9 protein-coding genes and 1 tRNA gene are annotated in these 13014 nt (G+C 55.1%); 1 reads left to right on the forward strand and 9 read right to left on the reverse strand.

What is annotated here, in order from left to right:
• Window positions 1-7: 7 nt before the first annotated feature.
• From dppC to AC1MDE_RS10300, 7 genes are all read right to left on the reverse strand, one after another.
• The gene (dppC, locus tag AC1MDE_RS10270) at window positions 8-910 is read right to left on the reverse strand and encodes a dipeptide ABC transporter permease DppC (protein ID WP_034827779.1); all 903 of its coding nucleotides are present in this window, start codon (window positions 908-910) and stop codon (window positions 8-10) included.
• Between the two features lie 10 nt (window positions 911-920).
• On the reverse strand, window positions 921-1940 hold the full coding sequence (gene dppB / locus AC1MDE_RS10275) for a dipeptide ABC transporter permease DppB (protein ID WP_034827777.1): 1020 nt from the start codon (window positions 1938-1940) through the stop codon (window positions 921-923).
• Between the two features lie 198 nt (window positions 1941-2138).
• Window positions 2139-3749 (reverse strand): dipeptide ABC transporter periplasmic-binding protein DppA, encoded by a 1611-nt coding sequence (dppA, locus tag AC1MDE_RS10280; protein WP_034827775.1) that lies wholly within the window; start codon window positions 3747-3749, stop codon window positions 2139-2141.
• A 1241-nt stretch (window positions 3750-4990) separates the two neighbouring features.
• Window positions 4991-5067, reverse strand: a tRNA-Pro gene (locus tag AC1MDE_RS10285).
• A 125-nt stretch (window positions 5068-5192) separates the two neighbouring features.
• Window positions 5193-6884, reverse strand: a complete 1692-nt coding sequence (gene eptB / locus AC1MDE_RS10290) for a kdo(2)-lipid A phosphoethanolamine 7''-transferase (protein ID WP_480344534.1) — start codon at window positions 6882-6884, stop codon at window positions 5193-5195.
• Between the two features lie 258 nt (window positions 6885-7142).
• Entirely contained in the window at window positions 7143-7571 is a 429-nt protein-coding gene (locus AC1MDE_RS10295) for an organic hydroperoxide resistance protein (protein WP_034827959.1), read from the reverse strand.
• A 98-nt stretch (window positions 7572-7669) separates the two neighbouring features.
• A complete protein-coding gene (locus AC1MDE_RS10300; RefSeq protein ID WP_479397908.1) occupies window positions 7670-8134 on the reverse strand; it encodes a MarR family winged helix-turn-helix transcriptional regulator in 465 nt (154 codons plus the stop codon).
• Between the two features lie 61 nt (window positions 8135-8195).
• On the opposite strand from AC1MDE_RS10300, the gene AC1MDE_RS10305 reads away from it, so the two are divergent.
• A complete protein-coding gene (locus tag AC1MDE_RS10305; protein WP_058961089.1) occupies window positions 8196-8789 on the forward strand; it encodes an HD domain-containing protein in 594 nt (197 codons plus the stop codon).
• Window positions 8790-8833: 44 nt separating this feature from the next.
• Here AC1MDE_RS10305 and AC1MDE_RS10310 read toward each other — a convergent pair whose 3' ends face one another.
• Both AC1MDE_RS10310 and uca read right to left on the reverse strand, forming a co-directional pair.
• Window positions 8834-9130, reverse strand: a complete 297-nt coding sequence (locus AC1MDE_RS10310) for an HTH-type transcriptional regulator (protein WP_034827767.1) — start codon at window positions 9128-9130, stop codon at window positions 8834-8836.
• Between the two features lie 249 nt (window positions 9131-9379).
• Window positions 9380-12979 carry an urea carboxylase gene (gene uca, locus AC1MDE_RS10315; protein WP_480344535.1) on the reverse strand — a complete coding sequence of 1200 codons (3600 nt, stop codon included), beginning with the start codon at window positions 12977-12979 and terminating at the stop codon, window positions 9380-9382.
• Window positions 12980-13014: the final 35 nt, after the last annotated feature.

The raw sequence follows: 13014 nt of genomic DNA on the forward strand, positions 1-13014 counted from the left end.
TGCCTCTTTACTGCTTGAGTTTCGGGTCGAGTGCATCACGCAAACCATCGCCCATGAGGTTGAATGCCAGCACGGTGAGCAGAATGACGACACCAGGGAACGTCACTACCCACCAGGCACTTTGCGCATACTGCAACACGTCGGAGAGCATGGTGCCCCACTCCGGCGTTGGCGGTTGCGCCCCCATTCCGAGAAAGCCCAACGCCGCCATATCAAGAATGGCGTTGGAGAAACCTAATGAAGCCTGCACGATCAGCGGTGCCAGGCAGTTAGGCAGAATATTGACGAACATCTGGCGCAGCGTACCGGCACCCGCCACGCTGGAAGCGGTCACGTAGTCGCGATTCACTTCCACCAGCACCGCAGCACGCGTCAGACGGATATAGTGCGGCAGGGCGACGAAAGTGATCGCCAGCGAGGCGTTGACAATCGACGGCCCAAAGATCGCCACCAGCACCAGAGCCAACAACAAGCTTGGCAGCGCCAGCATGATATCCACCAGACGCATGATCACCGCGTCGACGACGCCGCCGAGGTAACCTGCCATCAGGCCAAACACCACGCCAAGGATCAGCGACAGCACCACCACCAGACAGCCGACCAGCAGCGATAAACGTGCGCCGAACATCAGGCGTGACAGCACATCACGGCCCACGTCATCGGTGCCAAAGATAAATTTCCAGCTGCCGCCTTCCTGCCACACCGGCGGATGCAGCAGCGCATCACGGAACTGCTCTGACGGCGCATGCGGTGCCAGCACATCGGCGAAGATGGCGATCAGCAGCATCAGAATGATGTAAACCAGGCCAATTACTGCGCCTTTATTGCGTTTGAAGTAGTGCCAGAATTCCTGAATCGGGGTCATCGGCTTGGGTGCAGCGCTTACGCTTGCAGGATCAACAGTTGTCATGATGCCCCCCTTATTTCTTATGCCGAATGCGCGGATTCACCACGCCGTACAACAGATCAACCAGCAGGTTGACCACGATGATCAGAATTGCCACCAGCAGCACGCCGCCCTGCACCACAGGATAGTCACGACGCTGCAATGCTTCGATTAGCCAGCGACCCAGTCCCGGCCACGAGAAGATGGTTTCTGTCAGAATCGCGCCCGCCAGCAAAGTGCCGACCTGCAGACCAATCACGGTGACCACTGGCAGCATGGCGTTACGCAGCGCATGCACCACGATGACGCGCATACGCGTCAGGCCTTTAGCGCGCGCGGTACGGATATAATCCTCACCCAGCACTTCCAGCATTGAGGAGCGCGTCATACGCACGATCACCGCCAGCGGGATGGTGCCCAGCACGATGGCGGGCAAAATCATGTGCATCACCGCATCTTTGAAATCGCCCTCCTCACCCCACAGCAGCGTATCAATCAGCATAAAACCGGTGAGTGGGTGGCTGTCATCAAGGAAAATCGTGTCACTGACACGCCCGGATACCGGCGTCAGGTTGAGCTGCACCGATACCAGCATGATCAGCATGATGCCCCACCAGAAAATCGGCATGGAGTAACCGGTCAGGGAGATACCCACAGCGGTGTGATCAAACACCGAACCGCGTTTTACCGCCGCCAGCACGCCCACCGGAATGCCCACCGCAATCGCGAAGAGCATCGCGCAGATGCCAAGTTCCAGCGTGGCTTTGAAACGAGGGACAAACTCATCCCATACCGGGATGCGGCTTTTTAGCGAGATGCCGAGATCGCCGTGCAGCACACCATTAATGTAGGTGATGTACTGTTTCCACATCGGCTGGTCGAGGCCAAATTGGGCCATCAGCTGGGCGTGACGCTCGGGAGAGATACCGCGCTCGCCCGCCATGATCAGCACCGGGTCACCGGGGATCAGATGGACAAACGCAAAGGTCAGTAAGGTAATACCGATGAACGTTGGGATGACAAGGCCCAGACGTCGGAGTATGAATTGCAGCATAAGCCGGATTCTCAGTCATTTCCCGTGGCGTTGCCGCCAGGGACTACATTGCTCACAACACGCAATCGACAAAGCCGATCGCGACGCAAGAAGCGCTTCAATATAAGAAATTAGCCGGAAAAAAAGTGCGGAGACCGGGCGGCAAAGGTGCCGCCCGAGGGCCAGCAGCGCTGGCCCAGACCGCGATAATCCGAAAGGTTATTCCTGGATATCGACGTTTTCGAAGTGATGTTTACCTAATGGATCAACCACATAGCCAGTCACTTTCTTGCTCACCGGCTCATACACGGTAGAGTGAGCAATAATCAGCGCCGGAGCCTGGTCATGCATCACTACCTGAGCCTGTTTGTAGAGCTCAATACGTTTGTTGTGATCGGCTTCTGCACGTGCAGGCTGAATCAGATCTTCAAACGGCTTGTAGCACCAGCGTGAGTAGTTAGAGCCGTCTTTGGCGGCGGCACAGCTAAACAGGGTGGCGAAGAAGTTGTCCGGATCCCCATTGTCACCGGTCCAGCCCATCATGACAGTCTGGTGTTCACCGGCTTTGGCGCGTTTCAGGTACTCGCCCCACTCGAAGGTGACGATCTTGGCTTTCACGCCAATTTTCGCCCAGTCAGCCTGAACCATTTCCGCCATACGACGGGCGTTCGGGTTGTAAGGACGCTGTACCGGCATCGCCCACAGGTCGATAGAGAAACCATCCGGCATGCCGGCTTCTTTCAGCAGCTCTTTCGCTTTGGCAGGATCGTAAGCGTAATCTTTCACATCGTCGTTGTAGCCCCACATGGTTGGTGGGATCAGGTTTTTCGCGGCCTGGCCAGCGCCCTGATACACAGCGTCGATGATGGCTTGTTTGTTCACCGCCATGGTCAGTGCCTGACGCACTTTCACGTTATCCAGCGGTTTTTTCTCGGTGTTGAATGACAGGTAACCGACGTTCAGACCAGGCTGCTCCATCAGGTTAATTTTGTCATCTTTCTTCATGCTGGCGATGTCAGCCGGGTTCGGGTACGGCATCACCTGGCACTCACCCTTCTGCAGTTTGGCGTAACGCACAGACGCATCAGGCGTGATAGAGAACACCAGACGATCTATCTTCGGCTTAGTGCCCCAGAAGTCCGGGTTGGCTTTATACAGAATGCGTGAGTCTTTCTGATACTGCTGCAGCACGAATGGACCGGTGCCCACTGGATTGAGGTCCAGCTTCTCTGGCGTGCCGGCTTTCAGCATGTTGTCCGCATACTCTTTTGACAGGATCGAGGCGAAGTCCATACCGAGGTCGGCAATGAACGGCGCTTCAGGACGGCTCAGGGTGAAGCGTACGGTGTAGTCGTCAACTTTCTCGATTTTCTCGATCAGCTTCGGCATATCCATACCTTCGAAGTATTCGTAGCTGCCGCCCGATACACCGTGGTACTTGTTGTTTTTGTCGAGCTGGCGCTCGAAGGAGAACACGACGTCGTCAGCGTTGAAGGTACGCGTTGGCTTAAAGTCTTTGGTGGTTTGCCACTTCACGCCTTTACGCAGATGGAAGGTATAGGTTTTACCATCTTCGCTAACGTCCCATTTTTCAGCCAGGCCAGGCTGCAGCTCGGTAGTACCGGTTTTGAACTCAACCAGACGGTTGTAGATCGGCACGGAGCTGGCATCGTAAGTGGTACCCGATGTGAAGAGCTGTGGGTTGAAGCCTTCCGGCGAACCTTCTGAACAATATACGAGGGTTTTCGCCTGGACACCCGCGGCAACAGTCATAGCAATCAGGCTAAGACCGACCTTCAGCATCCTGGATTTAGCCAGGGAGTTGATCATGTTTTGCTCCATTGTGATGTGATGTTGTGTGCGTCGCCCGACCTCTGAATTTTTTTATGCGGTTCGGGCAGCATGCGAGTGGTTTATTTTGTCATCCGATAGCCAATGGCTCCTCAGAATCGCCCTACTCTGCATGTTATTGACGCATCAATTTGTCAACAGTTGCAAAGAACGTCAATACAAGGTGGGGTTATTTACACAGAGTGTGAGTAAGTGCAAGCAACGATAAAAAACAGGGTTATTGCGCTGAGCCAAAATTTAAAAAGGTGATAAAGCGCGCAATGCCGCGTGATTGTCTGGCTATACAGTCAAATGACAGTGATTATCACCGCTAAAAAACACACAAAAGTTATTGGTAAACGTCGAATAACTGAACGATTCGCCGTGCGTTATGACGTTCAGGCAGCGAAATATGCTGGTGTAATGGCATAAGAAATCAGCAAAAAGCATTAATCGGTCATAAGAAGAATGTGTCGCGAATTAAGCGTGCAGGGTTGATTACGTGAGGGGTTGAGTCGGTAAAGTGGGAATAATGGCGGGTAAATGTGATTTGTCGGATGGGATGGGTGAATTCTAAGGTTAGGTGCAAACAGCATCGCTTTTAAATGGTGCGCTGCTCAGGGAAGGCGGCTCGATCGCAAAGACGGCGTAAATACATCCCTGTAGCCTCGGTCGCCGCATCCCTGCGGCGAACGCTTTGCTACCCGAGCCGCCTTCCCATCGCTCATCAGCAATGATGCCGCTGTTTTGAAAAACAGCACGCATCTAAGCAACAGCATGTTTTCTTTATGACAGCACGCACAAAGCCGAATGTTCGCTTCCTAAAGCACGCACAGAATCAAACGAAGGAGGGAATGCGGGGCCGCGGAGTAAAGCGTTACACGCCAGGGATGGCGTGTGTCGAGCGATCAGGGACGAGACAGCGACTTTACGCAGCGGCCCCGTATTCACTCCTGGCTGCACCAGCTCCGCTTTTAAAACCCCGCACAAACTTAACAACTCCGCCCCTGGCAACAAACACAAAGCCAAATGTTCACTTCCAAAAGCGCGCACAGAATCAGATGAAGGAGGGAATGCGGGGCCGCGGAGTAAAGCGTTACACGCCAGGGATGGCGTGTGTCGAGCGATCAGGGACGAGACAGCGACTTTACGCAGCGGCCCCGTATTCACTCCTGGCTGCACCGACTCCGCGATCGACAGACGAAAAAAAACCTGCTTTTTCAAGCAGGTTTCTTCAAATATGGTCGGCGAGAGAGGATTCGAACCTCCGACCCACTGGTCCCAAACCAGTTGCGCTACCAAGCTGCGCTACTCGCCGATGGGGGCGAATATTACTGCTCCCCCTTGGGAGCGTCAATCCCTTTTCCGTAAAATCCGCCCGATCGCCTGGAAAGCAAACAGCGCCGCAAAAAGCCCTGCCGCTCAGTACCTTCCAGAAAATACTTACAGCGTTTTGGCTGGCGTCGCCGCGGGTGCCTGACACCAGTTATTCGCCGCTTTAATCCCGCCATCCGGCGAACTGTAGCCCAGGCAGCCTAAAATGGTATCGAACAACTCAACATGACGATGGGTTTTCCCTACGCGCTGCTGCGCCTGCAAACGCTCGAAGTTACTGCGGTTGGTGGGATCTTCGAGATATTTATCAGAGGCCCAAACCATCATCGGCACGCGGAACTGCTCCGGCGGCGCCATCTCACGCGGCGTGCCGTGTAAGTGCATATTATCGCTGATCGACTCACCATGATCGGCGGCATAAAACACAATCGCCTTCTTATCACGCAACTGATCGAGCACACTATCCAGCATGGTATCGACATACAAAATCGAGTTGTCATAAGCATTGATCAACTGCGCTTTGCTACAGGTCTCATCCACACCCATACATTCCGGCTGATAACGGGCAAAGCTGCGCGGATAGCGCTGTGAATACAGATAATGCGAACCCTTAGTGTGCAACACCACCAGATGCTTACCTTTCGGGAAACGTTGCAGCGAGGCCTGCAGTTCTGGCACCAGCAGCATGTCATCCACCGCTTTACCCTGATTACGCTTCTCAGAACCAATCTGCTCACGGAACGAGAAATTATTCACATCGGCGTTATCGTAGAACCACACTTCACTCTGCATGGCGAACAGCTCAGAGGTAAAGCCCAGCTCCTTCATCACCGCAAAAACGTTCTGCTCTTTCAGCGTACGGCCAGGGTTATCCATGGTGCCACCCTCGCGCACAAACATACAACGCAACGACAGCTTAGTGGCGGTATCACAAGATTCACCGCGGAAGGCCACCAGATTCTTCTCTTTAGAAAGCTTCGGCGTGGTATCGCGGTCATAACCCAGCAAGCCCATGTGGTCCCAGCGCGTGGTCTCGCCAATCACAAACACCACATAGGTATCATCAATGCCCGGCGGTGCCACGTAAGTAAACTTCTTCGCTGGATCGAGCAGTTCCGCCCCATCCATCTCTTCATCGACTTTGGTCCAGGCAAACAGCCCTAGCGCCGCAATCCAGTTAGAAGGCAAATACGAGTGCGCCACCACCCCGCCGTAACTTGGCAGGTCGATATTGGTGATCTCTTCATTCACTTTTTGCAGTTTGTCGAAGTAGCGAATCGGCAACCACACCAGCGCTACGCTCAACAGCATGATCAGCGCAGGCTTCAGACGCTGGCCCGGCGTTTTCAATTGCTCAATCAAGGTCTGGCTAAGGTTATTACGCCAAATCAGCAGCAGCGGCAGCGCGCTGACCAGCACCATCCACAGCACAAAGCGCATGCCGACCACTTCTTTAGAGAGATCGACATCAGTGGTCATCACTGAGGCCACGATGCCGTAGCCGATCACCACATTAAAGAAAGCCATGTAATAGGCGGCAGCCACGGAAATTACCACGGTTAACGTGGCAAGGATGCGATAAACCCACTTACCGCCCAGCGATAGCAGACGCATCAGGAAAAACGTCAGCAGCACCGCAGCGGTCACTTCTGCGACCGCAGAAAGCCAGTTAGAGAGGGTGGATTTCGTTAGGAAGCCGTCAAATCGGCGATAAAAAATTGGCAAATTCAACAAGATGCCGAGATAGAGCGCAAGCAACAGCGACAGCTTTTGCTGCGTTAACGTTTTGATATAATTCATTTACTTATTCATTCCTGACCCGGTGTCAATAAACCAACCTTAAATGTGACTATTTAAAGTCAATAGAGTTCGTCCGTGAGCGAGAAAAGCGCAAGCAACGAGCAGGAACGGGACGAATCTGAACCGGAACGGCAATGAAGGCGCATGCAGCGCAGCAGTAGAACATTTAACCAATGGTAAGACCAGACAATAATTGATCTGACCCCATAAAATGATAAAAGGCCCCTGATGGAGCCTCTCTTTGGACTGGCTGCGACCTTAGTTGATGATATTCAGAGTCACATCAATGTTGCCGCGCGTGGCGTTAGAGTATGGGCAAACAATGTGTGCCGCATCCACCAGTTTCTGCGCTTCGGCTGCATCCATCTCTGGCAGGTGGATGTTCAGTTTAGCTTCGATGCCAAAACCGGTTGGAATTGGGCCGATACCGACTTCGCCTTCAATCCACGCATCTTTTGGCATGGTGATTTTGTCGCGACCGGCCACAAATTTCATCGCACCGAGGAAGCACGCTGAGTAACCCGCAGCGAACAGCTGCTCTGGGTTAGTGACTTCGCCGCCTGCGCCGCCCATCTCTTTTGGCACGCCCAGTTTCACATCCAGCACGTTGTCAGACGAAGTCGCACGACCATCACGGCCGCCGGTGGCTTTGGCTTTTGCGGTATAAACAACTTTATCTAAAGACATGATAACCTCACTATTCACTATATAATCGCGCACTATATATCTATGCGCAGTTTTGACGTTGATATCCAGGATGCCGCGATGGCGACATCCAAAATGCTTTATTTGGCGCGGTTAAGATTGGTGCGCAAATCGTCCAGCTGATTTTTCAAAGCAATCAAGGTGTCATCGTCACAGGCGGTGGCACAGCGTACCGCCTCGGGAATGCTTTGTGCTCGTTTACGCAGCGCACGACCTTCATCTGTCAGGGTCACCACCACCTGGCGCTCATCGCGACGCGAACGCTGACGGCGTAACAAACCAGTGGCTTCTAAGCGTTTCAGCAGCGGCGTCAGCGTGGCTGAATCAAGGAAAAGCTGCTCGCCAATCTCCGATACGGTCACATCATCCTGATTCCACAGCACCAGCATCACCAGGTATTGCGGATAGGTAATCTCCAGCTCAGCCAGCAGCTGGCGATAGACTTTGTGCATCGCGAGATTCGCCGAATAGAGCGCGAAGCAGAGGTGTTGATCAACCTGGAGTGGCGTCTGCTGCACTTTTTTGTCATCTTGATTACTGTTCATGCGATTCAATATAGATAGCGCGCTAGATAATTGCAAGCAACTTTATTCCGGAGTGTTAAAGATGCGTGATTCACTGGAAGAGCAAGCGCGCCGTTATGCCACGCAGGCACATGCTGCTGCGGGTCAGCGTCGCAAATACACCGATGAGCCTTACATCGTGCACCCGGCTGCGGTGGCCGAACTGGTGCGCAGCGTCACCGATGATGAACAGATGATTGCCGCCGCCTGGCTGCATGACACCGTAGAAGATACCCCGAGCACGTTACAGGACATTGAAAGTCATTTTGGCCCGCGCGTCGCGCAGTTGGTCGACATGCTGACTGACAGCGCGCAACCCGAGGCGAAAAACCGCGCCGCCCGCAAACTGGCGCACTTCCGCCATACCGCCGAAGCCTGTCCCGATGCGCAAACCATCAAGCTGGCCGATATCATCGACAACACCCGTGCCATTGTGCATTTCGATCCCGACTTTGCACGTATCTACCTGATTGAAAAACAGATCCAGATTCAGTTGTTGAATCAGGGCAATCCGCAATTGTGGCAGCAGGCAGAGCAGATCATTCAGCAAGGCATTGATCAGCTGGCGCAGCCACCACACAGCGTGCCAGAGAGTTGGTTTGTGAAACAGGCGGCAAAATACGGCGGATTAAGCTGAAAAAAAACCCGCCGTGCAGGCGGGTCAGAGAACCGATAGTCTTCTTACTCGAGTAACTGCCGTCCCAGGTAGGGATTCGCTTGCAGCAGTTTCATCAGTTTACGTGCCGTAGCGGATGGGCGCGTGCGTTGCGCCTCCCAACTTTTTACAGATGAAACGCTCACCCCCATCACGCGGGCGAACTCATCCACCTGCATGCCGGTCATTTCGCGTAAACGCTGTGGCTCGGGAACGGATACTGCGTTGAGTGTAATTTCTGATACGGAAGGCTGTGCATCACGTGTCAAAACAATCTGCTCAAGGCTACTCAATAACTCGACCATTGGATCTTTTATTTCCATAGAGAACTCCTTAAAAACTCACTATGAAGCACGTGAAAGTAGAGAGGTAAGCGCCACCAGGCGCTGAAACTCGGCCATATCAGGCTGTATCCCGCAGCGGTCTTTTCAATTTTTTATAAAACCGTTACGGGACACAGCCTGTTGCACACTGCGAAAGATGTCATAGCAATGCAACAATCAGCCGGGTTACTAATTATGGGTCAGATCCCCGGCTTTGCTGCCTGATTACTGATTATTTTTTATTCTTACTTATGCCGCTGAAGGATCGATCACCATAAGTAACTGACCCGCCTGCACTTGCTGCCCGGCCTGGCGATAGAAGCAATGGATTTTTCCACTGACTGGCGCCACGATCGGGATTTCCATCTTCATAGATTCGAGAATGCCTACCGTGGCACCCGCTTCAATCTCACTGCCTTCGTCAACCAACCATTGCCACACGCTGCCCGCCACCTGGCTCTCTACCGGGCTACACCCTGCAGGCACCGTAATCTCTTCACTACTCTGTGCCTGCAGCTGACTGTCGAAGGTGAATTGCCCTTCTGCTCGCCAGCGCGCCAGTTCACAGTCAAAAGCCTGCTGACGTTGCTGCTGGAAGGCGTCGATTTCCTCCGCCTGCTCCACCAGCATCGCCTGATAGTCTGCGAGGCGGAATTCGCCCTCTTCGCTCCGCAGCGGATAGTCACCCCACGGGAAGCGCTCGCGAATGCTGAGCAATTCCTCGGCGCTGACCGGATAAAAACGGATTTGATCAAAGAAGCGCAGCAGCCACGGCTGTGTGAAGGCCGAGGTTTGTCGATCGCGGTTCCACATCTGCATGGTGCGCCCGACAAACTGATAACCGCCCGGCCCTTCCATGCCATAGACGCACATGTAAGCGCCGCCAATACCTACCGAGTTTTCTGCTGTCCAGGTGCGCGCCGGATTGTACTTCGTGGTCACCAGGCGATGACGCGGGTCGAGCGGCGTCGCCACGGGCGCACCGAGATAGACATCGCCCAGCCCCATCACCAGATAGGCGGCGCTGAACACGATCTCCTTCACCTCATCAATGCTGGCCAGACCATTGATGCGGCGGATAAATTCTATATTGCTAGGGCACCACGGCGCATTGGGGCGTACCGACTGACTGTAGCGGGTTATCGCCTCACGGCAGGCCGCATCGTCCCAGCTGAGCGGTAACCACACAGTACGCGAGGGCACAGCGGCCTCGCTAAGGTCGCCCAGCGCATGATCAATGTGCAAAATTTGCGCCAACAGCTCACTTCTCACACAGTGTTGTGCGTCGTAATGCACCTGTAGCGAACGGATGCCCGGCGTTAATTCCAGCTGACCCGGCAGAGAATGGGCTTCCAGCTGTTGCATCAGCGCGTGCACGCGGAAACGCAGGGCGATATCCAGCATCAAATCGCCATACTCTACCAGCAGAAAACGGTCACCTGCTGCACGCACACTGAGCGATGGGCGGCCATTTTCTGCCGCCTGATGGTGCAATAGTGGATCAATAAGGGGCAGCGCAGCGTTCACTGTAAGCGGTACGGATTGCAGTTTGATGATCGCTTCACGCTCTGCCTGCGCCAGTTGATCCGCACTGCTGAGATTGATCGGCAGGAAGCGCACGCGATCCCCTGCTTTGAGCTGTCCCAGCTTCCACAGATCGGCTTCGATCACCGTGGCCGGGCAGACAAAGCCACCGAGCGAAGGACCGTCCGGGCCGAGGATCACCGGCATATCGCCGGTAAAATCCACCGTGCCAAAGGCATAGGCGTTGTCGTGAATATTGGAAGGATGCATGCCCGCTTCACCGCCGTCGCTGCGCGCCCAGGTCGGTTTCGGTCCGATCAGGCGAATGCCGGTACGGCTGGAGTTATAATGCACCTGCCACTCGGCGGCAAAGAACGCCTCGATGTCATCATCGGTAAAGAAGGTCGGTGCGCCGTGCGGGCCGTAAATCACCCGCAGCTGCCATTCGCCGTTGAGTTCCGGCACCAACTCGCGAGGCAAGTCTGCCGTTGCCAGCACCTGCGGTTCGGCAAGATGCAATACATCGCCCGCCCGCAAAGCCCGCCCGGCGTGACCGCCAAACTTGCCGAGCGTAAAGGTGCTGCGGCTGCCAAGATAGCGCGGCGTATTCAAGCCGCCCGCCAGCAGCAGATAGCTGCGGCACCCTTCTCTCACATCGCCCAGCGTCAGGGTTTGCCCGGCCTGCGCGGTGACAATCTGATGCATCGTTAACGGCTGCAGATCCAGCTGCGCGGCAATCGGTGCGCCGGTCAGAACAAAACTGCACGCCTGATTAAAACGCAGCGTGGGACCGCGCAAGGTAATCTCCAGCCCCGCCGCCTGCGCGTCGTTATTCAATAAGCGATTACCCAACTGGAACGCGCGGCTGTCAAACGGGCCAGACGGTGGCACACCGACGTGCCAGTAACCGACACGGCCAGGCGCATCCTGCACCGTGGTCAAGGTGCCGCCGCTGAGGATATCCAGCGTGGGCGGTTGCCACTGCACGCCGCCCAGCGTGGCGGTGATGATGCGGCCCTGCTGCACTTCCGGCAGGGAACAGAGATGGCGCAACCACAGCAGATTGGTTTCGATACCGTACAGCTCGGTGGCGTCCAGCACCTGTGCCAGACTGCGCAATGCCACCTCACGGCTGGCCGCATGCACAATCACTTTCGCCAGCATCGGATCGTAGAACGGCGATACTTCCATGCCGGTTTCCACGCTGCTGTCGATGCGCAGCGTGGCGTCTTCACTTTCCGTCGGGAACTGGACGTGACTGAGCAAACCGGCACTGGGCTGGAACTGTTTGGCCGGATCTTCAGCGTACAGGCGCACCTGAATCGCATGGCCTTGCGCTTCGGTCGATAAGGTGTGCAGCGGCGGCAACGTTTGTTGCGCCAGCTCCACCATCCAGCGAACCAAATCCACGCCATACACCATTTCAGTGACGCCGTGCTCCACCTGCAAACGGGTGTTCACTTCAAGAAACCAGAACTGCTGGCTGGCATCATCGTAGACATACTCCACGGTGCCCGCGCTGCGGTAGTTGACCGCACGCGCCAGTCGCACCGCAGTTGCTTGTAGCTCAGCGCGAACCGCCGCACTCAATCCCGGTGCGGGCGTCTCTTCCAGCACTTTTTGATTGCGGCGCTGAGCAGAACAGTCACGCTCGCCAAGGGCAATCACATTGCCAGCACCATCGCCAAAGATCTGCACCTCAATGTGGCGCGCGCGGGCGATAAACTTCTCTAAAAATACGCCATCGTCGGCGAAATTATTGCCTGCCAGTCGTTTAACACGCGTAAACGCCGCATTGAGCTGTTCGGCATCATCACAACACTGCATGCCAATACCGCCGCCACCGGCGGTGCTTTTCAGCATCACCGGGTAGCCAATCTTCTCCGCCATCACTCGCGCTTCGTCCAGCGAAGTCAGCAAACCACTGCCTGGCAGCAGCGGCACCTGATTCTCCTGTGCTAGCGCACGCGCACGATGTTTTAAACCGAACGCGGCCATCTGCCCGGCACTCGGCCCGAGGAACTGCACGCCGGCCGCTTCACAGCGCGTCACAAACTCGGGATTTTCGCTGAGGAAACCGTAACCGGGATGCACTGCCTGCGCCCCGCTCTGTGCGGCAATTTCCAGTATTTTTTGCTGATTGAGATAAGTGTCTCGCACCTGCCCCTCGCCCAGCGACCAGGCTTCATCGGCCAGTCGCACATGGCGCGCGTGGCGGTCGGCTTCGGCATACACCGCAATCGCGCGGATGTTCATCGCTTGCAAGGTACGGATGATGCGCACAGCAATCGCGCCACGGTTGGCAATCAATACGCGATCAATCATGAGTGAAATCTCATATTACGGCAGGTCGTCCTGCA

The sequence above is a fragment of the Pantoea folii genome (assembly GCF_056678875.1).

What these genes read in the sequence shown, in the direction of transcription:
- dppC (WP_034827779.1), bottom strand. Translation starts at nt 910, where the DNA reads ATGACAACTGTTGATCCTGCAAGCGTAAGCGCTGCACCCAAGCCGATG.
- dppB (WP_034827777.1), bottom strand. Translation starts at nt 1,940, where the DNA reads ATGCTGCAATTCATACTCCGACGTCTGGGCCTTGTCATCCCAACGTTC.
- dppA (WP_034827775.1), bottom strand. Translation starts at nt 3,749, where the DNA reads ATGATCAACTCCCTGGCTAAATCCAGGATGCTGAAGGTCGGTCTTAGC.
- eptB (WP_480344534.1), bottom strand. Translation starts at nt 6,884, where the DNA reads ATGAATTATATCAAAACGTTAACGCAGCAAAAGCTGTCGCTGTTGCTT.
- AC1MDE_RS10295 (WP_034827959.1), bottom strand. Translation starts at nt 7,571, where the DNA reads ATGTCTTTAGATAAAGTTGTTTATACCGCAAAAGCCAAAGCCACCGGC.
- AC1MDE_RS10300 (WP_479397908.1), bottom strand. Translation starts at nt 8,134, where the DNA reads ATGAACAGTAATCAAGATGACAAAAAAGTGCAGCAGACGCCACTCCAG.
- AC1MDE_RS10305 (WP_058961089.1), top strand. Translation starts at nt 8,196, where the DNA reads ATGCGTGATTCACTGGAAGAGCAAGCGCGCCGTTATGCCACGCAGGCA.
- AC1MDE_RS10310 (WP_034827767.1), bottom strand. Translation starts at nt 9,130, where the DNA reads ATGGAAATAAAAGATCCAATGGTCGAGTTATTGAGTAGCCTTGAGCAG.
- uca (WP_480344535.1), bottom strand. Translation starts at nt 12,979, where the DNA reads ATGATTGATCGCGTATTGATTGCCAACCGTGGCGCGATTGCTGTGCGC.